This is a genomic window from Moraxella cuniculi DSM 21768 (assembly GCF_900156515.1).
In the GTDB taxonomy this organism is placed as follows: domain Bacteria; phylum Pseudomonadota; class Gammaproteobacteria; order Pseudomonadales; family Moraxellaceae; genus Moraxella; species Moraxella cuniculi.
The window spans coordinates 41566-64094 of record NZ_FTNU01000010.1 but is presented as its reverse complement, the minus strand read 5'-3'; the positions used below and the strand labels follow the sequence as shown (position 1 = coordinate 64094).

Annotated in this window: 24 protein-coding genes; 12 read left to right on the top strand and 12 right to left on the bottom strand. The window is 45.3% G+C overall.

What is annotated here, in order from left to right:
• Nucleotides 1-15: 15 nt before the first annotated feature.
• A complete protein-coding gene (cysT, locus tag BW928_RS06915) occupies nucleotides 16-891 on the bottom strand; it encodes a sulfate ABC transporter permease subunit CysT (RefSeq protein WP_076555509.1) in 876 nt (291 codons plus the stop codon).
• A gap of 280 nt (nucleotides 892-1171) precedes the next feature.
• Here cysT and BW928_RS06910 point away from each other — a divergent pair, with 280 nt between their 5' ends.
• From BW928_RS06910 to hemW, 3 genes are read left to right on the top strand one after another with little or no spacing between them, the layout of a single operon-like run.
• Nucleotides 1172-1603: a hypothetical protein gene (locus tag BW928_RS06910; protein ID WP_076555508.1), complete on the top strand. Its 432-nt coding sequence runs from the start codon at nucleotides 1172-1174 to the stop codon at nucleotides 1601-1603.
• A gap of 12 nt (nucleotides 1604-1615) precedes the next feature.
• A complete protein-coding gene (locus tag BW928_RS06905) occupies nucleotides 1616-2800 on the top strand; it encodes a DEAD/DEAH box helicase (RefSeq protein ID WP_076555507.1) in 1185 nt (394 codons plus the stop codon).
• Nucleotides 2801-2809: 9 nt separating this feature from the next.
• Entirely contained in the window at nucleotides 2810-3991 is a 1182-nt protein-coding gene (gene hemW / locus BW928_RS06900) for a radical SAM family heme chaperone HemW (RefSeq protein ID WP_375537534.1), read from the top strand.
• Between the two features lie 58 nt (nucleotides 3992-4049).
• Here hemW and BW928_RS06895 read toward each other — a convergent pair whose 3' ends face one another.
• On the bottom strand, nucleotides 4050-4190 hold the full coding sequence (locus tag BW928_RS06895) for an entericidin A/B family lipoprotein (RefSeq protein WP_076555505.1): 141 nt from the start codon (nucleotides 4188-4190) through the stop codon (nucleotides 4050-4052).
• A 202-nt stretch (nucleotides 4191-4392) separates the two neighbouring features.
• On the opposite strand from BW928_RS06895, the gene BW928_RS06890 reads away from it, so the two are divergent.
• The 3 genes from BW928_RS06890 to BW928_RS06880 all read left to right on the top strand — a co-directional run bounded on the left by BW928_RS06890 (nucleotide 4393) and on the right by BW928_RS06880 (nucleotide 7074).
• Nucleotides 4393-4929: a tRNA (cytidine(34)-2'-O)-methyltransferase gene (locus tag BW928_RS06890; RefSeq protein ID WP_076555530.1), complete on the top strand. Its 537-nt coding sequence runs from the start codon at nucleotides 4393-4395 to the stop codon at nucleotides 4927-4929.
• 80 nt (nucleotides 4930-5009) lie between these two features.
• Nucleotides 5010-5447: an HIT domain-containing protein gene (locus BW928_RS06885; RefSeq protein ID WP_076555504.1), complete on the top strand. Its 438-nt coding sequence runs from the start codon at nucleotides 5010-5012 to the stop codon at nucleotides 5445-5447.
• A gap of 397 nt (nucleotides 5448-5844) precedes the next feature.
• Entirely contained in the window at nucleotides 5845-7074 is a 1230-nt protein-coding gene (locus BW928_RS06880; protein ID WP_076555529.1) for an NnrS family protein, read from the top strand.
• 310 nt (nucleotides 7075-7384) lie between these two features.
• Here BW928_RS06880 and BW928_RS06875 read toward each other — a convergent pair whose 3' ends face one another.
• The gene (locus tag BW928_RS06875) at nucleotides 7385-9082 is read right to left on the bottom strand and encodes an NAD+ synthase (RefSeq protein WP_076555503.1); all 1698 of its coding nucleotides are present in this window, start codon (nucleotides 9080-9082) and stop codon (nucleotides 7385-7387) included.
• Between the two features lie 239 nt (nucleotides 9083-9321).
• On the opposite strand from BW928_RS06875, the gene BW928_RS06870 reads away from it, so the two are divergent.
• On the top strand, nucleotides 9322-9585 hold the full coding sequence (locus tag BW928_RS06870; protein ID WP_227516567.1) for a hypothetical protein: 264 nt from the start codon (nucleotides 9322-9324) through the stop codon (nucleotides 9583-9585).
• Nucleotides 9586-9640: 55 nt separating this feature from the next.
• Here BW928_RS06870 and BW928_RS06865 read toward each other — a convergent pair whose 3' ends face one another.
• Nucleotides 9641-9985, bottom strand: a complete 345-nt coding sequence (locus BW928_RS06865; RefSeq protein WP_076555501.1) for a cell division protein ZapA — start codon at nucleotides 9983-9985, stop codon at nucleotides 9641-9643.
• 35 nt (nucleotides 9986-10020) lie between these two features.
• A complete protein-coding gene (locus tag BW928_RS06860; RefSeq protein ID WP_076555500.1) occupies nucleotides 10021-10380 on the bottom strand; it encodes a hypothetical protein in 360 nt (119 codons plus the stop codon).
• 31 nt (nucleotides 10381-10411) lie between these two features.
• Here BW928_RS06860 and BW928_RS06855 point away from each other — a divergent pair, with 31 nt between their 5' ends.
• The 4 genes from BW928_RS06855 to BW928_RS06840 all read left to right on the top strand — a co-directional run bounded on the left by BW928_RS06855 (nucleotide 10412) and on the right by BW928_RS06840 (nucleotide 13299).
• Nucleotides 10412-10672, top strand: coding sequence for a hypothetical protein (locus BW928_RS06855; protein ID WP_076555499.1), 261 nt, complete (start codon nucleotides 10412-10414; stop codon nucleotides 10670-10672).
• Nucleotides 10673-10685: 13 nt separating this feature from the next.
• On the top strand, nucleotides 10686-11321 hold the full coding sequence (locus BW928_RS06850; RefSeq protein ID WP_076555498.1) for a UPF0149 family protein: 636 nt from the start codon (nucleotides 10686-10688) through the stop codon (nucleotides 11319-11321).
• A gap of 62 nt (nucleotides 11322-11383) precedes the next feature.
• A complete protein-coding gene (ribF, locus tag BW928_RS06845) occupies nucleotides 11384-12355 on the top strand; it encodes a riboflavin biosynthesis protein RibF (RefSeq protein WP_076555497.1) in 972 nt (323 codons plus the stop codon).
• 326 nt (nucleotides 12356-12681) lie between these two features.
• Complete coding sequence (locus tag BW928_RS06840; RefSeq protein ID WP_076555496.1) at nucleotides 12682-13299, top strand: SDR family NAD(P)-dependent oxidoreductase; 618 nt, start codon at nucleotides 12682-12684, stop codon at nucleotides 13297-13299.
• Between the two features lie 90 nt (nucleotides 13300-13389).
• Here the strand turns inward: BW928_RS06840 and trmB are convergent, their stop codons facing one another.
• A complete protein-coding gene (trmB, locus tag BW928_RS06835; protein WP_076555495.1) occupies nucleotides 13390-14190 on the bottom strand; it encodes a tRNA (guanosine(46)-N7)-methyltransferase TrmB in 801 nt (266 codons plus the stop codon).
• Between the two features lie 81 nt (nucleotides 14191-14271).
• On the opposite strand from trmB, the gene BW928_RS06830 reads away from it, so the two are divergent.
• Nucleotides 14272-15240 carry a DUF2628 domain-containing protein gene (locus BW928_RS06830; RefSeq protein WP_076555494.1) on the top strand — a complete coding sequence of 323 codons (969 nt, stop codon included), beginning with the start codon at nucleotides 14272-14274 and terminating at the stop codon, nucleotides 15238-15240.
• A 231-nt stretch (nucleotides 15241-15471) separates the two neighbouring features.
• On the opposite strand, the gene BW928_RS06825 is transcribed toward BW928_RS06830, so the two are convergent.
• The 6 genes from BW928_RS06825 to rpoZ all read right to left on the bottom strand — a co-directional run bounded on the left by BW928_RS06825 (nucleotide 15472) and on the right by rpoZ (nucleotide 22499).
• Entirely contained in the window at nucleotides 15472-17757 is a 2286-nt protein-coding gene (locus tag BW928_RS06825; RefSeq protein ID WP_076555493.1) for a primosomal protein N', read from the bottom strand.
• Between the two features lie 30 nt (nucleotides 17758-17787).
• Complete coding sequence (locus BW928_RS06820) at nucleotides 17788-18711, bottom strand: Dyp-type peroxidase (RefSeq protein ID WP_076555492.1); 924 nt, start codon at nucleotides 18709-18711, stop codon at nucleotides 17788-17790.
• Between the two features lie 195 nt (nucleotides 18712-18906).
• Entirely contained in the window at nucleotides 18907-19287 is a 381-nt protein-coding gene (locus BW928_RS06815) for a RidA family protein (protein ID WP_076555491.1), read from the bottom strand.
• 112 nt (nucleotides 19288-19399) lie between these two features.
• A complete protein-coding gene (locus BW928_RS06810) occupies nucleotides 19400-19588 on the bottom strand; it encodes a hypothetical protein (protein WP_076555490.1) in 189 nt (62 codons plus the stop codon).
• A gap of 79 nt (nucleotides 19589-19667) precedes the next feature.
• On the bottom strand, nucleotides 19668-21860 hold the full coding sequence (locus BW928_RS06805) for a RelA/SpoT family protein (RefSeq protein ID WP_076555489.1): 2193 nt from the start codon (nucleotides 21858-21860) through the stop codon (nucleotides 19668-19670).
• A 366-nt stretch (nucleotides 21861-22226) separates the two neighbouring features.
• Nucleotides 22227-22499 (bottom strand): DNA-directed RNA polymerase subunit omega, encoded by a 273-nt coding sequence (gene rpoZ, locus BW928_RS06800; protein ID WP_076555488.1) that lies wholly within the window; start codon nucleotides 22497-22499, stop codon nucleotides 22227-22229.
• Between the last annotated feature and the right edge of the window lie 30 nt (nucleotides 22500-22529).

The window sequence follows — 22529 nt, the reverse complement described above, 5'->3', positions numbered from 1 at the left end:
TAATAAATTATCGGACTAATTGGTTTTTGCACCCAGTCTTGCGGACAGCCGCCATTGGGCAAAGTTAATGGCGAATAAAATCACCAAGGAAATAATCAGCATAAATAACGCCACGCAAGTCGCTCCAGCAACATCAAATTGCTCTAGCTTTGAGACGATGATTAATGGCAGGATTTCAGATTGCATGGGGATATTGCCTGCAATAAAAATTACCGAGCCATACTCTCCTGTTGCTCTGGCGAACATCATGCCTGCACCGATGAGCATGGCGGGGGCTATCTCTGGCAGAATCACACGATAAAAAGTGGTCAGCCTGCCTGCACCCATCACAGCAGCAGCTTCCTCAAATTCTACTGACAATTCTGCCAACACGGGCTGCACAGCACGCACAATAAACGGAAAGCTCACCACCACCAATGCCAGCCAAATTCCAATGGGGGTAAAGGCGATTTTGATGGGTTCGCCATACAGCATCATGCCCAGTTTGCTAAACCATTGCCCAAACAGCCCGTTGGGTGCGTACAAGGTGGCAAGTGCAATCCCCGTTACCGCCGTTGGCAGGGCAAAGGGCAAATCTACCAAGGCATTCACCAATGATTTGCCCCAAAAATCATATCGCACCAACACCCATGCAATCAGCGTGCCAAAAATCAAATTGGTTAGCGTTGCCAGCAATGCCATGCTCAATGACAGCTTAATGGCGGCAAACACCTGTGGCTCAAGCACGGTGCGAACAATGCTGGCAAAATCCATCTGCAAGGTGGTGATAATCATCATTGCAAATGGCAAAATAACCAGTAGTGATAGTGCAAACACGCTCACGCCCATGCTGAGTCCAAAAAATGGCATCACACGGCGTGGGCGATTTTTGGCAGAGTGTTGGTTTGGCATGATGATTTCCAAATAGATAAAAGTAATCAATTATAAATGATTTGTGCCAAATAATAAACCCGCAGTCTGCTTGGTGCTGGCGAGGATTTATGCCAACTTTAGATGATTGATGAGAAAATTGCCAGTGCTAAAATTGACTTTTTATGTGCCAAAATGGCATGGCAACTGTGCTGATTTTGTATCAAAAGCAAGCTATTTTTGGCTTGTGGCTTTTCAATCACGCCCAAATGTGCCATAATGGGCATTTTATTGATAATTGATATTATTTATGGTGAAAATAATGAAAAAGTTTTGGCATAATTTTGTTGTGGTGGCAGCTTTGTCAGCTCTGCCAATGCTGGCACAAGCACAGACAGCAGACACCGCTGCCAGCACCCCCAAAGTCTCTGACGAAGAGGCTCAATTGATAGGGCAGTTTTGTAGCTTGCCTGCCGATGGCGTACTGGCAATTGCCGACCTTAGACAACGCAATGTGCCAAAATCTGAAGCATTGTCTGAACTCAATACCGCCATTGATAAGTTCAATCAGGACAATAAAGATGCCGATAAAGATTTGGTAAATCAGCTAAAAAATTATCTAACCAGTGCTACAGATTTTATCTATGAGCAGCCAATTGCTGCAACCGACGATGAGAAAAAAGCCTTTGTGATGAATATTGCTGAAATGGCTTTTTATGACTGTGTTGAGCGGCAATTGTCAAATAAATCATAAATTAGAGCATACATGAGCGATACTACCTTTAGTCATTTTGCAGATTTGCCATTATCACCTGCTGTGTATAGGGCGGTGCGTGCATTAAAGTTTGATGCACTTACGCCAATTCAGGCACAGATTTTGCCTTATACTTTGGCAAATCAAGATGCCATTGGGCAGGCACAGACAGGCACGGGCAAGACGGCAACTTTTTTGATAACCATCATTGAGGCTTTGCTAAAACGCCCATTTGCCAAAGATGAAAAGCGTTATCTGGGCGAGCCTCGAGCCTTGATATTGGCACCGACACGCGAATTGGCACAGCAGATTTTGTCCGATTGTCGTGAGCTGACACGATTTAGTGATTTGTACAATTTGTGCATTACAGGCGGTGCTGATTTTGATAAGCAAGCCGAGCAAATCCACAAGCGTCCACTGGATATTTTGATTGGCACACCGGGGCGGATCATTGATTGGGTTAATAAAGGCGTTCTGTTCTTGGATCGGGTTGAGGTTTTTGTGCTAGATGAGGCAGATCGTATGCTGGATATGGGCTTTATCCCTGATATTAAGCGTATTGTGCGTCATCTGCCAAAGAATACCGAGCGACAAAGTTTGTTATTTTCGGCAACATTTAATACCGATGTGATGAACTTGGCGTATCGCTGGTTGTATCAGCCGATTTTTGTGGAAATCGCTCCTGAAAATAAGACAAACCAAGCCATCTGCCAGCAGTTTTATTTGTTGAGCGAACAACAAAAAATGGCAGCACTCAAGCAGATTTTGTCAGACAAAGAGCTGACCAAAGCGATTGTTTTTGCCAATCGCAAAGATCAGGTGAAGCGATTGTATGACAATTTGCGTCGCCATTATAGCGTCAGTATGCTATCAGGTGATGTCGCACAAGAAAAACGAGAACGCTATTTGCAGCGGTTTAAGACTGGCGAGGTCAATGTTTTGGTGGCAACCGATGTTGCAGGGCGTGGCATTCATGTTGATGATGTCAGCCATGTGATTAATTATACATTGCCCGAAATACCTGATGATTATGTACACCGCATTGGGCGGACGGGGCGTGCAGGTCAAACGGGCATTTCTATCAGCTTTGTGAGCGAAAACGATGCCTTTAATCTGCCTGCTTTGGAGGCTCATGTTGATCAGAAGTTTAAATTAAGCCAATTTGAATTTGCACAGTCAGATGAGGCGGCGACATAAGTGGGCGAGATGATGTTTGCAAATTTGCAACTTGAACCAAAAAATATCCCATTGTCGCTTTATATTCACATACCATGGTGCATAAAAAAATGCCCATATTGTGATTTTAATTCGCACAGTTTGCCCGACCAAGCACCATTTGATGCGTATGTTGATGCACTGCTTGCCGATGCCAAATCGCAGTTGTCTTTTGTGCAAGGACGCAAGATTGATACAGTGTTCATTGGTGGCGGTACGCCGTCTTTGTTGCCAGTACAACAATTTCGGCGACTGTTTGCCAATTTACGCTCAATGTATGATTTTTCGGCAACTTGTGAGATGACACTTGAGGTCAATCCAGGTACGCTTGAGCATGCACCTTTTGAAGAATATCTAAACATTGGTATCAATAGATTGTCCATTGGTGTGCAGAGTTTTGATGCACAGGCTTTGCATGATTTGGGGCGAATCCACAATCCACAGCAGGCGGCAAATGCCATTTATGCTGCCAAAAATGCTGGTTTCGGGCGTGTGAATGTTGATTTGATGTATGGATTGCCAGAGCAGACACCACAAAAGGCGGTACAAGATATTACAACCACACTACAGGCAGGGGCGACGCATCTGTCGTGGTATCAATTAACCATTGAGCCGAACACCGCCTTTTATCGCACACCGCCGACATTGCCCTGTGAGGAAGTTTTGACACAAATTGAGGCAGATGGTCGAGATTTATTACATGGGCAGGGTTTTGAGAATTATGAGGTCAGTGCGTGGGTGGGCTTGGCAGATAGACCATGTCAGCACAATCTGAATTATTGGCAGTTTGGTGATTATTTGGCGATTGGGGCTGGTGGTCATGCCAAGATAACTTTGCATAACCATCATCAATATCCAGATGGTATTTATCGTTATCAAAAATCTCGCCTCCCTAAAGATTATCTAAACTATACCGAAGCACCAAAGCTGATTAACCTTGAGCGAGTTTCTGATGAGAATCTGCCTTTTGAGTTTATGATGAATGCTTTGCGACTGCGTCAGGGGGTGAGTACAACAGTGTTTGAACAGCGTACAGGCTTGCTGGTGAGCAGTATTGATAATGAGATGTTACCACTACAACATCAGGGTCTGATGGTAAACGACCCCTTAAAAATTGCACCGACACCGCTGGGATTTCGTTATGTAAACCATCTGGTTAGTAAGTTTTTGTAATAAATAAAAAGACCCATTGGTTGATGGGTCTGGATAATTTAATAAATAGTTTATTAAATTATAGTTTTTTCTCAACTTTTTGAGCACCGTTGCTTACAGCTTCGCCAGCTTTTGAAACATCTTTACCAAAGCCTTTTACGGTATTGCAACCAGTCAATACAAAGACAGCAGCAACTGAAGCGATGAGTAGTTTTTTCATGATAAAATCCTTCTAGGTTATTAAGGGCAAGTTTTTAGCTTGCAAGTTTATCTTAGCAGTATTTGACAATCATTACCAGTTGAAAATTGCTTTTGATACTTATTTTTACAATTTGATAGATTTTGGCAATATAATTTTTGCCAAAAAGACTAACCGTTATGGCATGATATTGCCCAATGATTCACCCAAATGGTTCAAAATTATGCAGGATAAATTAATTCACATTGTATTATATTCCCCAAAAATCCCCAATAACACGGGCAGTATTATTCGCCTGTGTGCCAATACTGGGGCGGTGTTGCACTTGGTTGAGCCGCTGGGTTTTGAGCTTGATGATACCAAATTAAAGCGGGCAGGGCTTGATTATCACGAATATGCCAGCATGCAGGTGCATAAAAATTGGGCGGATGCCAAGATCGCTCTGCAAAAGGCAGGCGTGGCGTGCATGGTGGCGATGACGACCAAATTCAGCCGTCCGTTTTATCAATATGATTTTGGGTTGTCGCAAGACATACGCCCTGTGGCTTTGGTGTTTGGTTCAGAAACAGAAGGGCTGCCTGAACAGGTGCGTGCAGATATTGGTGAGTGTAACTGGCTGCGACTGCCGATGTTGCCAGATTCTCGCAGTTTGAATTTGGCGAACAGTGTGGGCATTTGCCTGTATGAGCTGTGGCGACAGCTGGATTTTGTTGGCGATGTCGGACAAAGTGTCGGTTATCACAAGCCAACCTCTCGATGAGCTGTATTGCACCATCTTATCAGTTGTGAAAATTTGTGCTACAATAGCCCATCAATTATAAATAAGACACAGAGCTGATTATGTTTCAATTACACCCAACGCTTGCCAAGGATACTTTTTTGGTCGGGGATTTCCCATTATCAACCGTGCGTTTGATGAATGATTGCCAATTCCCTTGGCTGATTTTGGTGCCTAGAGTGTCTGGCATCAAAGAGATTTATGAATTATCCGCAGCTGATCAGGTGCAGTTTTTGCGTGAATCCAGCTGGGTATCGAGCCAGATGGCAAAGATTTTTGGGGCGGATAAAATGAATGTAGCAGCACTTGGCAATCAGGTGCCACAGTTGCATTTTCATCATATTGTACGCTATCAAAATGATGTCGCATGGCCAAATCCTGTATGGGGGCGACCTGCGATACCTTATACTTCCGAAGTGCTTGATCGTATGCAACAAACGCTGATGATGGCACTGCGAGGTCATCACCAAATGCCATTTGATTGGAAGATGGATGTTTAATTGGGCTGGCAACTGTTTTATTATATAAAATAGTTATTATTGCCAACAGCCCATAGCTGCCAAAGATGAATAACAACACCCAAAGAAAATCTCTTTGGGTGTTTTTAATGTTGGTTGGCTTGGCTAAGTGTCATCATTGACAAAATCACACGCATCGCTGCAATGCAACTTGCAATATATCATAGCAGTGTGCAATTTACCTTATTTTTTGCCATATTATTTAAATTTAATAAATTATCATGTCTTATTGATAATTTAACGAATGACAAGCACCAAAATTGATTCATTTGAAATATATGTTTATAATAATGGCAATCGCCCAGCGGTATTGTCATGTTGATTAAGTGATTGGCTACTTGCTGGCTGGGCAAAATATCAATCAATGATGGGTTTTGTCATGCTGATGAATATCGCACCGATTGAGCGGTCGCCACACCCTGTGCTGAATTTGGGATTTCGTATTTTCTTTTTGTCTGCTGCAGGTTTTGCCATTATCACCATGCTGATGTGGTATGTCATCTTGGTAGGCTGGTTGGATTTTACCGCTTCGCTAAATCCAGTGTATTGGCACGGATATCAGATGTTGTTTGGTTATGCTCTGGCGGTGATTGCAGGTTTTCTTTTGACGGCGGTCAAGGCATGGACAGGTGTGCCAATGCCTGTTGGCTGGCGATTGTTTGCGATATTTTTGCCGTGGTTGATTGCTAGAATTTTGTGGATTGTTGTCATTGCTATTAACAACCCTTTGCTAATACTGCTTGCAATGGCAACCGATGTGCTGTTTTGGCTGCTGGTGATGGTGGCAGTTTTGCAAGCGGTGCTGATTGTGCGTCAAAAGCGACAGTTGGGCATCGTTGCCAAGCTGGTATTGTTGTTATTGTGCCAGCTGACCTTTGCAGTGGGTGCCTTGAGCAATCAACAAGAGATGCAGCGACTGGCATTATACACGGCGTTGTTTGTGATTGTTGGCGTGGTTTTTACCATCGGTCGGCGTGTGCTGCCGTTTTTTATTGAAAAAGGCGTGGCGGTTTTGCCAGATGGTACGCCGTCTGGCATACAGGCGAAATTGCACAATTCGCTGCTGGTTGATAGACTGTCGTTGTTTGTGTTTTTTGGGTTGATGTTGGCGTATTTGTGCGATGCCAATAGCTATCTTGTCAGTGCTTTGGCGGTGGGTGCTGCCATTATTAATGCCGTGCGACTGTGCTGGTGGCACCATGTAGGCATTTGGCAAAAGCCATTATTGTGGTCGCTGTATTTGGCGTTTTGGGGCATGGTGCTGGCATTGTTGATGATTGCGATATTGCCATGGTTTGGCTTTGGGGCAAGTCTGGGACTGCACGCCTTGGCACTGACTGCGATTGGCATGACAACTGTGGCGATGATGGCACGGGTATCGCTTGGGCATACAGGGCGTAATATTCACAAGCCGCCAAAAACTGTAGTACTGATGTTTGTGCTGATGATGGCAAGTTTTATTCTGCGGGTATTTGCCCCAATGGTGGCAACTGATTATCTGCTGGTGCTTGGGCTGTCTCAGCTGTGTTGGATGGGCTGTTTTGTGCTATTTTTATGTGCTTATGCCAAGATACTGGTTTCGCCACGCATTGATGGCTTGATGGGGTAGTTTATAAGTGGGTAAAAGTGCAACAGCCAACTGCAAATCACACATTTGCCGACTATTTATTAATATTTTTAAAATTATTAATAAAATTTATTAAAATATAAATCTTGGTTGGTTTCTCTTAATGCCAAAGGTGGGATTTGTGATTTTATCCAAATTGTAACAAGGCAAATAACCACTGAAGGTAAAAGTATTTGTACAACTGTGATAATTTCGGCTGTGCAGTTATATTAAGATAATCGCGATGCCCAACCTGTATTATGCTACCAATTTGCAGGTTGGGCGTGTTTTTGGAGTGTGAGGGGCTGACAAATTAGGCAAAATCACCCTTGATTGACCAACCATTGACCAATGGATAGCGGCGATCTCGACCAAAGGATTTTTTGGTAATTTTGGTGCCGATGGCTGCTTGGCGGCGTTTATATTCGGCACGATCAACCAATGACAGCACTCGCTCAACGGTCTGTGGGTCAAAGCCTGCTGCCACAATCGCCTTATAGCCCAAGTCCTCATCAATGTACATACGCAAGATGCCATCTAGCACCTCGTAATCAGGCAGGCTGTCTTGGTCGGTTTGCTCTGGGCGTAATTCGGCACTTGGCGGGCGATCAATCACTCGCTGAGGAATAACGGGATTGTCCTCAAGGCGGTTGCGATAATTTGCCAAACGATAAACATCAGTTTTGTAAATATCTTTTAAGACATCAAAACCGCCAACCATATCACCATACAAGGTGGCATAACCAACGGCATTTTCTGACTTGTTGCCTGTAGAGATGACCATATGCCCAAACTTATTGGACAGTGCCATGAGAATTGTGCCGCGAGCACGAGCTTGCAGGTTCTCTTCGGTAACATCAGGCTCACTGTTTGCCAACAGTGGTGCCAATGATGCACGCAAGCCAGCCACTGCGTCATGAATTGGGCAGACGGTGTAGGAGACATTGAGTCGTGCGGCTTGGGCTTCGGCATCTTCAAGGCTGATTTGGGCGGTGTATTCATACGGCATCATCACTGCATATACACGATCGGAGCCTAGTGCATCAACGGCAATGCACAGGGTCAAGGCACTGTCAATGCCGCCCGACAGACCGATAATTACCCCTTTAAAGCCTGAGCGATTGACATAGTCTCTTAGACCGACAACCAATGCCTGATACATTTCTGACTCTTCGGAGAGTACCAGCGGTGCTTTGCTTTGTGTATCAAAGGTCTGGGTGGCGACATCATAGTTTGCCATGATGAGTTGGTTTAAAAATCTTGACCCCTCATGGGCAACGCTGCCATCAGCTTGGACAATCAATGAACCGCCGTCAAAGACAATATCATCTTGTGAACCGACAGTGTTCACATAGACAATGGGCAACTGATGGGTTTGTGATTGCTTGGCGAGCAGTTGCTTGCGAGCTGTTTGTTTGCCAATCTCAAATGGTGAGGCATTAATCACCACCACCATATCCGCCCCTTCGTTTTTTAGGGCGGTGATGGGAGCGTCATGCCAAATATCTTCGCAAATGAGCAGTCCAATGCTTGCTCCCTTGTAATCAAACAGCACATGATTGCGGCCTTTTTGGAAATAGCGGCGTTCGTCAAAGACACCGTAGTTGGACAGGTATTGCTTGTGATAAAAGCCTTTTTGGCTGCCACCTTGTAAAATTGCCGCAGAGTTAAAAGTGCCATGATGATCAATGTGCGGATAGCCCAAAATCACCACAATACCTTCGATTTCGGCAAGTTTTGCCATCGCTTCACGCACACGCTCACCCAAAGTTGGGCGAAGGAGCAAATCCTCAGGCGGGCAACCGATTAATGCCAACGCAGGAAAGATGACAATGTCTGCACCGCGATTTTTGGCATCGAGTGTCAGGGCGTGCATTTTTTTGACATTACCTGCAATATCACCGACCCAAAAATTGGTCTGAATCAGGGCGAAGCAAATTTTGCCAACAGGCGAGTCGCTGGTATGAAACTGTGCATCAGTTTGTGGTGCTTGTGTTTTTGTTCTTGGCATTGTTGTTTCCTAATAAAATTGCAATGTGCATCGTGCTTTTTTGCTTTATGTCTTTTTGGTATGATAAATATTGTCCAAAGGCTTCTTTATGGGCGAAAGTAGGGTCGTTTGGGCAGTTTGCCAAAAATTTATCAAAACCATCAATAGTATAACATAAACAGCCAGTCTTTGTGGTATAGTAATACACTTTCAATCTTTGTTTTTGATTTATTTTAAGAGTAGTGGCTATGGTTGCCTTTGTGTTAAATCTTGTGATTATTGCGGTGTTGATGTGGTGGTTTTTTAAATTCATGTACCCAAAGCCGCCCAAAGAATTTTTTCCCAAAGAAGGCGATGATACAAGCATCAGACAGTGCCATCAGTGCCAGCATCGTCTGGCAAGTTATCGAGGGATTTTGCTGAATCAGCATACCACGCAGGAGCGATTTTTTTGTAATCAGGAGCATTTGGCGGCGTATGCCAAGGCTCACCCTGACGAGAATTTGCCCACTGATGTGAATTGATTGTCTTGATGGCAAAGAAAAATGGCACAAATCGTGCCATTTATTATGTTGCTGATTATAGCATGGAGCGGGCTTGGGTGTTGATTTTGTCAATCATTGCAGCCACTTGCTGTTTTTCGCTGTCGGCATCGGCAAGCTGTTTTTGTAGCGTCTGCACTTCGTCATACAACTCTAGGCATACCAGCACCAAAAATTCTTCATTGGTCGGTGTTTTGTGCTTGATATCACGACGCAAATCACGGATTTTTTGGTTGATAAATTCGGCATTTTTTTCTAGATTTTTCACTTCATCAACAGGGCAGACGATGCGATGTGGCGTACCTGCGATGCTGATGTCAATTGGGCGAAACTCTTCTTTGGCGATGATGGCTGATGGTTTGTTGGTTTGATTTTGGCTCATGATATTTCCTTAATAATAAATTGCTTAATACAAAATCAGTTGGAATGGTCAATTTTTGAGAGCCAATCACGAATCACCTCGGCACGAGAAATTGCCAAAGCATTTTTGTCTTTTAAATCTTGATTTTGACTGATAAGCTCTTGATTTGCTTGGTGCAAGTCATTGACTTGCTGCTCAAGCGTTTGACGATTTTGTTGCAATTGGTCAATTTGCTCATGATAAGTGTCAATATCCAGCAAGGCTTGGTTGAGCTTGTTTTGTAGTGCTTCGATTTTTTGGGGCGTGTCATCATTGGCGATGCGTTGCTTTAGATTGGCAAGTTCGGTGGCAGTAACGGTGTACTGTTTTTTCATCGCGATGATGGTTTGCTCTAGGGCTTGAAGTTGAGCTAGCATAAATAATCCTGATGAAGTTTGTCAAAGTGGAATGAATTTTGTTAATCTTAACATAGACACGCCGTTTGTTGTTAAATTTTTTGCAATAATTGATAAATTTTTGGCAATTTACCGCTTTGTTGTCAGCTTGTTTGCGTTGATTGACCGTTACGCTGTGCTGTGGGTGATTTTGTGTTATAATGTTTGGCTTGGCGGTCTTGCCTGCTTGGCGGTGATTGTTGGTGTTAGGTGGTGGCTTGTCAAGAAATCATCAGGCTTGGCGACAATTGCCAAAAAGATTGCAAACTCTTAAGGGTAAAACGGCGATGAGTACAGATTATTTATCAGGTTGGCATGACTGGACGGCAGCCTTTGCACACTGGACGGATGTCTCAATCAGTGAGTTGCATGGCATTATGACAGGCATCATGACCTTGTGCAATGCCACTGATAGTGAGGGTTGGGCAAGTGTTTTGCAGGCGTTGAGCTTTGAGCTGCCTGATGAGGCGGCAATGGAGCTGTTAAGCGAGTATGCCGAAGATGTCAGCTTCGCCTTAAAAGATAAAGATGATGCCTATGGTTATGAGCCTTTAGTGCCTGATGATGAGCATGATTTGTTTGAGCGGGTATTGGCACTCAAGGACTGGGCAGGCGGCTATATCACAGGCATTGGCGTGGCACAGATTGCTCTACAGCCAGATGAAAAGGAGCTTATTGCCACCTTAATGCAGATTGCAGCACTGCGTCCTGATGAAGAAGAAGGGCTGGAAGGGGGCGAGGAAATGTGGCTGCATTTGTTTGAATTTGCTCGCATGGTGCCACCTGCATTGGCGGTGCGTAAGCGACAAGATGTCAAAAGTTTGGCACTGTTAAAGGGTCTGCCTGCCCATGCCAAAACTGCTCAAGAGTTGGCAGCTGATAAAAATTCTCATATCATCGATGCGATGGCAAATAAGCAATGATTATGCCAAGCCAACCTCGTTGGCAAGCTGTCTTGATGTATTGATTATGACTGATTAATTGCATGAAAACTATCCACTTACTTCCACAGCACATTCCAAGCCTGCCAGATCTTGCTCTGACCATCGGTAATTATGATGGCGTGCATTTGGGTCATCAGGCATTGATTGATTTGCTGACAACGACAGCCACCAAAGAGGGCTTGGCATCGGCGGTGATGGTGTTTGAGCCACAGCCAAGAGAGTTTTTTTCTCCTGATGATCCGCCCGCTAGGCTTAGCAGTCTTGCCGAAAAAACCGAGCAACTTGGCAAATTGGGCGTGGATTATCTATTGGTGGCAAGTTTTGATGAGGCATTTCGTGCATTGTCGGCAGAGGCATTTATGGATTTGCTAAATCGCTTGAATGTACGCAAATTGGTGCTGGGCGATGATTTTCGCTTTGGGCAGGGCAGGGTTGGCGATGCCAGCTTGTTGCAACAGGCAGGTTTTGGGGTGCTTAGCCTTGACAGTATCAATGTTGATGGTAGGCGGGTCAGTTCATCGCTACTGCGAGCGGCTTTGGCAGTGGGGGATTTGACGACTGCCAAGCAGCTGCTGGGCAGGGATTATGCCATCACAGGTGAGGTGGTGCATGGCGATAAGATAGGGCGGACGCTTGATTTTCCGACCGCCAATGTTGCATTGTCTCGGATTAGGCCTGCACTGCATGGCGTATTGGCGGCTGATGTTATTGCTTATCGCGATGGCAAGCGGTTGGCTTGGCAGACGCTGGGCGTGGGCGGTGTGGCAGGGCTGGCAGCTGGCAGTTTGTTTGCGGCGGCAAATATTGGTCTGCGTCCCGCTGTCGGAGGCAGCGATTGGCGACTTGAGGTGTATTTACCAGAGTTTGTTGGGAATTTGTATGGATTGCAATTGCAGGTGGTGTTTTTGCACTATTTGCATGGCGAGCGACATTATTCCAGTCTTGATGAGCTAAAACAGGGAATTGCTCAAGATGTCAAAGAGTTGCTTGTGTGGCGAGCGGCGATTGGGTAGCATAAGTGTGATATTTACATTTTGGTGGGATTTTTATGCCACATAAATAAATTAACCAAAAAAATTAAAATAAGCCAAAAAATAGATAAAATAAAAACGCAGGTTGTTGCGATTTTCTTGGACTTGCCTAAATTTTATAACTGCCTTTGTTCATGACTGATGATAAATTTTCCTGATGGCAAAGATTGGGCTAAAATTTATGATGATAATGATTGACTTGATATGCTAAAATGACAGTGTAAACCACAAGCATGGAATTTGGCTGATAATAATCAGTTCTTTATTTGGTCTATTATTGAGTGCGTCAGCTAAGGGGTGGGTAGTGTATGAATGTAGCGGTATTTGGTGCAAGTAAGGGTTTGGGCTTATATTTGGCTGAAGGTTTGGCGGATAAGGGGTTTTTGGTGCATGGTTTTTCAAGAACTAAGCCAAAAAGCCCAAGTGTTATTCATCATAACTGTGATGTTACGGTGGATTATTCCATCAACAAAGCACTTAAAGATGCTGGCGTAGAATTTGACTTGATTATTTACGGCTGCTGTTTATGGCAAGAGCATGAATCCATAACAGCTGCACAATTGCAGGAGTTTATTCATACAGGTCCTTTGGGCTTTTATCAAGTGATTGAAATGCTTAACAATCTTCAATTTATAAAACCAAACGCCAATATCGTCAGTATCGGTTCAATTGCCGCAAATCATGTTGACCAATCTTCACACCCTGCTTATGCCATCAGTAAAAAATTACAAGAGATTTTGGTAAAAAGATTGCAAGCCAATTATCATCTTGGCTTAAAAATCACCAATCTAAAACTTGGTACGATAGGGCAGAGTTTTGTCAAAGTCCAAGAAGTACTGGCTGTGATAGAGCTGATTATCAGCTTGGGTCAATCATCAATGCTGAGCGACATCACCTTAACATCGACAGCAGATGCTGTGGCGTAGCTGAAAATGGATATTTACTATTTGATTGAGCTTAAATAAAAATTGGCAAGCCGCCTAAGATACGCCTGCCAATCTCCATTTACTTTAGTATCAGTTTTTTAGATAAATCAAATCCCATACACCATGCCCATGGGTGATGCCGCGTTGTTCAAATTTGGTCAAGGGGCGATAATCAGGGCGGTCGGCAAAATTACCTTTGCCGTTTGGGTTATGAAATTCACTCATAGAATCAAGCACTTCCAGCATCCAAAAAGCATAATGCTCCCAGTCGGTCGCTGAGTGGAATTTGCCGCCATTTTTTAGGGTGCGGGCAACTTTTGCCATGCGATCATGGGTTACGAAGCGGCGTTTATAATGACGCTTTTTTTGCCATGGGTCAGGAAAGTACAGCTGTACAGTATCCAGATGGTCATTGGGTAGGTTGTCCAGCAGGGCGATGGCATCGCCATTGATGATTTTTAGGTTGTCCAATCCCAACTCATCTGCCAAAAAAGTAATGCGACCAATCCCCGGCTCATGCACCTCAATGCCGACAAAATTTTGCTCTGGGGCATTTTTTGCCATCTCAAGCAGGCTGTCCCCCATACCAAAACCAATCTCCAGCGTCAAAGGGGCGGCACTGCCATTGGCACTGTCGGCAAATAATGCACGCAAATCATTGATTTGGCTGACATCACCCAGTACGCCAAGTTTGCCTGTGGCATTGACATAAATGCCATGATAACGGGCATCAAGCAGGGCTTGCTCGCAATATTGGCTCATGTGAGTGCGGCGTTTCATGAAGGTGTTAATCTTGCGAAACTGCTCAGGGGTCTGGGCAAGTTTGTCAAGCTGAGTGCTGATGGCAGCTGTATCAATGGTGGATTTGGTATCAGGTGTTGAATTTGTCATAAAAGAGCGTAAAATAAGCAAATAAAGTAGCCATTATAAAGAATATTTTGTGCCATCACAACCAAAAATCTTGACAAAATTATGCTCCGTTTACCTTTTTTGGAAGAAACCACACCGCCACCATTTTACCAAAGTCAGATCAGCAGCAAGACTCGCACACGCCTTGATAGGGCTTTTATCGGTCATCGTTCACAGGCGTATTATCTGAAGCGATTTGCCCAGTTTGATGCAGCAGGTAGGTTGCACCCGCGGTGGAATTGGGCGGCATTTTTTATGACTTTTGGCTGGCTATTGTACCGCAAGCGTTATCTGGATTGTGTGGTGTATTGCGTGGCTGGCTGGTCGTTTATTAAGGTCAATATTGTGCTGATTTTGGCGATGGCAGAATATACACTGGTCGGATTTTTGCCAGAGTCTTATCAGTGGGGCGTTAGGATTGCTATTGCCTTGATGGTGTGGTTGTTTTGGGCGGCGATGGTGGCACGCTGGGCAGATGCCTACTATTATCGCATGGCACGGCGTGAGATTGCCGATGTGCTTGAGTGGTATGATGACGAAACAAGCCAAACGCAGCATTTGGCTCGAGAAGGTGGCGTAAGCTTGTTTGGTATGTCGGTGGCATTTGCAATCTTTGGACTGTTGCTTGCGGTGATTGTGAGGCAGTTTGTGCCTTTGTATGTGCAACAAAAACAAGAGCAGCTGTTGTTTGATGTTTATGCCCAGACGCACGCTGTGGCAAAGCGTGTCGAGGTGCTGCTGGCCAAGACAGGTAAATGTCCAACCACTCTGCCTGTGTCCAATGCGTACCATCGCGCGGATATTGCGGTGGTTGATCGCGTTGATGGCATCAAGACAGATTGTGCCGTGCAGGCGACAGTGGTTGATACGCCATTTTTACTTTCTTATCTAAAGGGTCGCACGCTGACGCTGTATAGCCTACGCCCACAAGCACAAGATGATGCTCAAAAATCAAACGAAACACAGCAAATCTCATGGCGATGCCAATCTTCATTAAACAAAAAACAAACACCAAAACGCTGCATTGGTTAGTTTGCAAGGCTTACGGTTGGTTGGCAATATACAGGGTATTTTAATAATATATTAAAATTTGATAATTTTTATTAAAATAATAGCGATAAAATATGGTTTGATGGCTTTGTTATTTTTATCATCAAAAATAACAAAACAGCACGGCGGATTTTGGATTTTTGTTTCACTCTAGCAATAAGGCAGATGATGGCTGGTAAGTTTTGGGGCGGTATTGTAGGTTTGATGATTTGGCTACCAGCCCACAGGGTCAATGTCGATGGTCAGTCGCACCGCCTTGCTGCTGGGCAGTTGTAGTACGGCTGGCCACCAGTGGTTTAGCAGCTCGTGCAGCAGGCGGCGGTTTTTTGCCAAGATTAATAATTGCACCACATAACGGTTGTTTTTTTTGGTCATTGGAGCATCAATCGGTGCATTGACAATAAAAGAATGCTGTGTGGGCAGTGCGTTTTTGGCGGCAATGATGGCGGTTTTGGCGTGTTGATAGCGATGGCTGTCGGCACGAACCAGTGCGGCGTGGCTATAAGGAGGTAGGTTTAGCCTACGGCGATCGTCAAGCAGCTGATACGCCAACGCATGATAGCCTTGCTTGATAAGTGTGGTAAGTAAAGGGTTGTCAGGTCTTAGGGTCTGAATCAGCACCTCGCCTGCTTTGCTGGCTCGCCCAGCTCGCCCAGCCACCTGTATGATACGCTGGGCGGTGTGTTCAGGCGAGCGAAAGTCTGGCGACAAAAATCCCAAATCAGCATTGACAATCACCACCAAAGTTACATTTTCAAAATGATGCCCTTTGGCAATCATCTGCGTTCCAACCAAAATTGATGCACCTTGTGTGTGGATTTGCTGCATGGCATTTTCCCATGCGTCTTTTTTACGCATGGTATCACGGTCAATTTGGATAATCGGATAGGGGGTGCGAGTTGTTTGGGGGTTGGCAAACAGGGCGTGCAACTCTTCGGCAAGTCGTGTCGTGCCAGTACCGATATTGGTCAAATTGCGACTGTTGCACTCGGGGCAATGCTCTGGTGCAAGAATGCGATAACCGCAATGATGGCAGTGCAACGATGCATGGGCTTGTGATGAATTCTTATGAACGGTCAGATGGGCGTCGCAATGCGGACAATCCGCCTGATAGCCGCAAGATTGACAAAGCAAAATCGGTGCATAGCCACGCCGATTCAAAAACACCAGCACTTGCTCACCTCTGGACAAGCAAGCGTGCATTTTTTGTACTGTAGCAGGGGCAAGGCTTGTGGGGCGGGGCTGACCGTCAGCACTTGGGGCAAAAAACTCTCCCTGTCGTATATCTACCAGATGCATGGCAGCAGCGGTGGCATTGCCTGCCCGCTTGGTGAGTGTCAGATGGTGTAATTTATGGTCATGCACCAGCTTTAGTTGTTCAAGGCTTGGTGTGGCAGTGCCAAGAATGATGGGAATCTGGGCAAATAAAGCACGCACCATTGCCACATCGCAGGCATGATAACGCAAATGATCTTGCTGTTTGTAAGAATTGTCATGGGCTTCATCAATAATAATCAGCCCCAGATTGGCAAAGGGATAGAGTATGCTTGAGCGTGTACCGATGATAATCTGGGCGGTGCCTGTGCGACACGCTTGCCAGCCTTGCAGTCGCTGAGTGTCATTCATGCCAGAGTGTAGCACGCAAATGTTGGCATCAAAGCGTGAGCCAAACCGAGCTTGGGTCTGGGGTGTCAGTCCAATTTCAGGCACGAGTATTAGGGCTTGTTTACCTGCTGTTAGCACACGGTGCATGGCTTGTAGATAAACTTCTGTCTTGCCCGAGCCTGTAACACCGTCCAGCAAAAAGCCTTGATATGCACCTTTGTCAATCGCTGTATGAATGGCACGCAAGGCGGCGGCTTGTTCGGCATTGGTGCTAAGCTCTAAAGATTTTAGCTGAGCGGTGATAACAGGCTTGTCGCTTGGTGATTGCTTGCTTTGGCTGATAAGTCCTTTTTCTATTAGGCTAAGCAAAATTTTGCGTGTAGCACCGATGGCGTACAGTTCAGGCTCACTCACGCCATCAGGGTGATTGATAATGTGCGTAAAAATTTGCCGTTGTTTTTTGGCGGTTTTTGATAATTGCGTCAAATCATTGGTTGTGGCATGATAATAGGGCAGATGCGTGGTAATGGGCTTGCCTTGATTGATAAGACTGGGCAGCATAACAGCATAAACATCGCCCAAGCGGTGATGATAGTAGTCAGCCAGCCATGTTGCCAATCTTTGTAAAGGCTCATCAATAATCGGCGTGTCATCGAGGATTTTTGTGATGGTTTTCAGCTTGTTTTTTGGCACTTGGCTCATCGCTTGAGGATTGTGGTTGGCGACAATGCCAATCAACTGCCGTGTGCCAAATGGCACTTGCACCCGCACGCCAAGTGGTGGCAAGGGCAGCTCGGCAGGACACAGATAGTCAAACAAATCTCCCACAGGCACATTCAGTGCAACCTGAATCAGACTATCGTGCATTGGCGTGCTGCTCGTGGATTTGCTCATTGCTAATCTGTGCACCCAAATGGCGACTGCTTATGCTGAGGGAGTGTTTGCTAAATTTTGTAATCTTTCAACCGATGGTGCATAATAATAAGCACCAGAAACGGCAGTGCTGACATGCTTTAATAACAAGTCAATCTTGCCATCGGTTTCGCCAAACATACTCAAAAGCTGTGCCTCAATGTTCCATAGGCGAGCTGCATAAGCAATAAACATCAAGCCATGCTCACCTGTTACCGTGCCATAAGGCAGGCTGCGGCGGACGATTTCAAGTGTTTTGCCGTTTTCTTTTAGGTTGGTGCGTCCCAAGTGCGAATCGGCAAGGCGTTTGGCTTTGTCAAATTCAACATTGTCAGCCTTGGAGCGTCCAACGCAATCCTCTTGGTCGCAAACGGGCAGCTTGTCCCATTTGTGCAAATCATGGCGATATTTTTGCAGTAGCACATAGCTGCCGCCAGCATCCGCACCATCACCGATGGCAGCAACACTTGGTATGTCATCACCTTGGGGATTTTCGGTGCCATCAACAAACCCTTCTAGCCCGCGATTTTCTACCCAGCGAAAACCATGCGTCTCGGTTTTAATGTCTGCTATATTGGCAAAAATTTCTGCCAAAGATTTGGCAAGGCTGAAGTTAATATCATGGCGTAATGATTGGATATGAAACAACAAATCATGCTGAGTGGCAGGTGCAAGACCGTTGCCCAATGGGCGAAATGGTTTGATTTGACTGCCTTCATCGCCATGACCGAATGATTGCCATGCAGTCGCACCAAAGCCAATGGTCAGCCCAAGTGAACTGTCGGCGAATTTATCCTGCAACTGACCAAGTGCCACCAATGCTTGCTGGCAGGCGTGAGCGATGGCGTGAGTGTCTGTGGTGATAAAATCCGCCTCCATAAAAATCCCTGCACGGCAATGATCGGGTATGATGGCAGACTGCGGTGTGGCTTTCATAAATAGTTCCTTATCGTTGATGGCTAAGATGCGTTTGTGCTGTGTACTTGGTAATTTATCAAGTCAAGAAAAATGCATCTGTGGCAAGTTTTTGCTGGGTATTATAACAAAAAGTGGCACAAACAAATAGCAAAAAAGCCTTTGGTTTGGCGATTTGCCGCCCAAAGGCTGGTTGTTTTTTTGATGGCTGACTGGTTATGCCAAATGCAAAATTGCTTCAATCTCGACCACGCCACCTTTTGGCAGAGCGGCAACCTGTACAGCAGCACGAGCAGGGTAAGGAGCGGTCAGTCGCTCATTGAAAATTTCATTTAAGGTGGCAAAATCCGCCAAATCAGTCAAAGAGACATTGAATTTCACCACATCATCAAGGCTGCCACCAGCGGCAGCGGCGATTGCTTGTAGGTTGTCCATCGCCTGTATGGCTTGAGCCTTAAAGCCGTCTTTTAGCTCCATGCTGACAGGATCAAGACCCAATTGCCCTGAAATATAGACAGTACTGCCAACTTTGACGGCTTGTGAATAAGTGCCAACAGCAGCAGGGGCGTTGTCGGTATGAATGATTTGTTTACTCATGATGATTTCCTTTTTTTGGTTGAAATATTAGCCAAAACGACCGCTTGTGTTGGTTGGCTTTGTCATGATTTGGCGGATGCAATCAAAGCCACCAATGCACCAAGGCGGTAAGTTAAGGGGTGTTTTTTGGTGTGCGATGAAGTCGCATCAGCAGTTTATCAAACAAACTTACCGCCTCGCCCGTATAGACAATATCGGCAGGGGCGAGATTTTCGGCAGTTTGTGCCAAGGGCTTGGGAGTGGTTTTGCCGAGAAAATGTGCGGCATCTTGTCGGTTGTTTAGCTCAATTTTACAGCACATAACTATCTGCCTGATTTGGATTTTTATTATGATAAAAAATTATCATTGGTGATTCAAGTGTTTTTGGTATATTGGCTGTTTATTGGTATAGTCGCATGATGTTTGGATAGCCAAACATGGCACGCAATTTTTCGATACCTTCTGCCAAATGCGAACGAGACCGCACCACGATATGCAGTGTCGTTGTGCCGACCTTGCCATCACCGCCATCTGATTTGTCAGCCTTGACCTGTGTATGCTCAACACCAATGTTCAAGGCACGCATTTCATAGATGAGCTGACTGATTTGTTCTTCGTTGAGCATGGCATAGATACGCAACATGGCAGGAAAACGCAAGGTGTTTGGTTCAATTTCCGAAACGGCATCATTTTTCCAGTTTAGCTGAATGATTTGATAAGGTGTGTCAGCACGCACCGCTTGTAGCGAGTAGCATTTGTGGCGATGCACCACCAGCCCTTGCCGCGATAGATGCCCAACGATACTGTCGCCATAGATTGGGTTGCAGCAGCGAGCAAAATCAACTTCAACGCCTTTAATGCCAGCGAGTAGGTGCTTGCTTTGGGTGATTTCATGGCCATCAGCATAATCGACTTCTTCGCTAAATAGCCGAGAGACGACCAGCTGTGGCAGCAAAATACCTGTGGATAGCTGCATGAATAGTTCATCGGTTGTGCTGATACCACGCCATTTTAGAATGTCTGCCCAATCGGCATCTTGCAAGTCATTAATGCTTTTGCCATAGGTTTGTAAGGCACGATCAAGTGCTTGCTTGCCGTAGAGGATTTTTTGATCATCGGGCAGGCATTTTAGGAATTTTAAGATTTCGTTGCGTGCTTTGTTGGTTGCCACAAAGCCCAGCCATTCGGCACGCGGCGTGGCGTTTTTGTCGGTATCGATACTGACAGTATCACCATCAGCCAGCACCAAGCCAAGTTTGCCGTGCTGATTGTTAATGTCGGCACCTGTGGCAATATTACCAATGGCAGGGCCAACTGCATAAGCAAAATCTAGGGCGGTTGAGCCACGGGGAAGTTCATACGCACGGCCTTTGGGGCTGTAGCAGACGATTTTGCGTTCGTGCAGATAGCTGATAAGTTCCTCAATGATGGCGACTTGTGCATCATGGTCAATGCTGCTTTGACCTGCGTCCGCCAATGCCTGCATATTGCGTAAACTTGCCTGAATTACCGACTGGCTTACGCCTGTATGCTCACCGCTAATAATCCCAAGTCTTGCTGCCTCTTGCATACGCTGTGTCATCAGGGTGATTTTGATGTGATTATAATCACGATCATAAAACAAAGTCAGGGACTGATTGCCGCCTGCCAGTGGCTTGCGAATATTGTCTTGGATATGACGGTCGATGATTTGGTATTTTTGGATAAGATGGCTTGCCAGCTTGTCGCAAGCCTCGATGTCTTTTAGCACAACTTCAAAATCATATTGGCGAATGAGCTGGTTTATCTCGCCACGATTTCTAAAAAATTGCCGATACATGGAGGCACGATTATCCAGCACTTGCACATGACCATCAAGGTTAAGATGGCTTAAGAGATTTTGTAGATAGGTGCTGATTTCAATTTTTTGGAAATTTCTGCCCAAGCCATGCTGCAACAACTTGTCGGTAAACTTGTTGTACATTTGTGGGTTTAGGTTGCGATAGCACAGCAGTTCAATATAATCAGCAATGTGATTTAGCCCCATCAGGCGAGCGAATGGCACATAAAAATCCAGCGTCTCTTTGGCGGTGCGTTTTTGTTTGTCTTCGCTGACAGCATCAAGGGTGGACATATTGTGCAGGCGGTCGGATAGCTTGACAATCAGCACGCGTGGATCGGTCAATGTGGCGGTCAGAATCTTATGAAAAGTCGCCGCTTGGCTCTGCTGCTTGCTCATGCCAGAGGATTTTAGCTTGGTAACGCCATCAACCAGTTTTGCCACTGTTTCGCCAAATTCTTGACTAAGCAGCTCGGCGGTTACTTCGGTGTCTTCGACCGTGTCGTGTAAGATGGCAGCGATGATGGTGTCTCTATCCAAGCGAAATCCTGCCAAAATCTCCGCCACGGCGATGGGGTGGGTGATATAAGGCTCGCCCGACTTGCGTTTGTCCTTGATATGAGCCACATCACCAAAATGGCAAGCACGCAGCACATCTTGGCGTTCGTCATCTTGTAGATAGGCGACAGCACGCAACAGACTATCACGAGCCTCATCAACAAGCGGGTGGCTAAGATGGTTGGGAATGTCGTGTGGTTGATAGCTGTCTAACATAGATGGCTCTTTGGGTTGTAAGTTGATTTATGCAGCCAAAATAGTCTGCACCCGCTTTTTATGCCAAATAAACAAAGTTTTATATTATTTTGACATAGTAGATATAATAAATCACTTTGCAGGGTGCTTGTCAATACATCGGCGTGTGATTTTTATACATTTTTCATAATTTTGTCAAAATGCCGCCATCAAATGACGAAACGCTCGCCGACCAAGACCAAAGAGCATTGGGTCGTGTGGGGTGATAAGGTGGTGATTGCAAGTGCCAGCAGTATGGTCTGATTGTGTAGTTATGATTAACAGTGTCGGATTAATATAAAAAAACAAGCCATACAATATGACTTGTTTTGTTAGGCAGAATCGTTATTACAGCGTATTGCCCAGCTGCTCAGGGGTGATTTCAAACGACTGCATGGATTTTAGGAAAATATCATCATCAGGCTCGTCCAAAATCGCACGACCAACATTGCCAGCGGCGATTTCACGCAGTGCCAGCACCGTTGGCTTGTCGTTATCCACAGAAACGGTAGGCTCAGCTTTGCCATTTGCCAATTGGCGAGCTCGCTTGCTTGCCACCAAAATCAACTCAAAACGATTATCAACATTTGATAAACAGTCTTCGATGGTTACTCGTGCCATGATTGCTCTCTTAATTTTATAAATCAAACT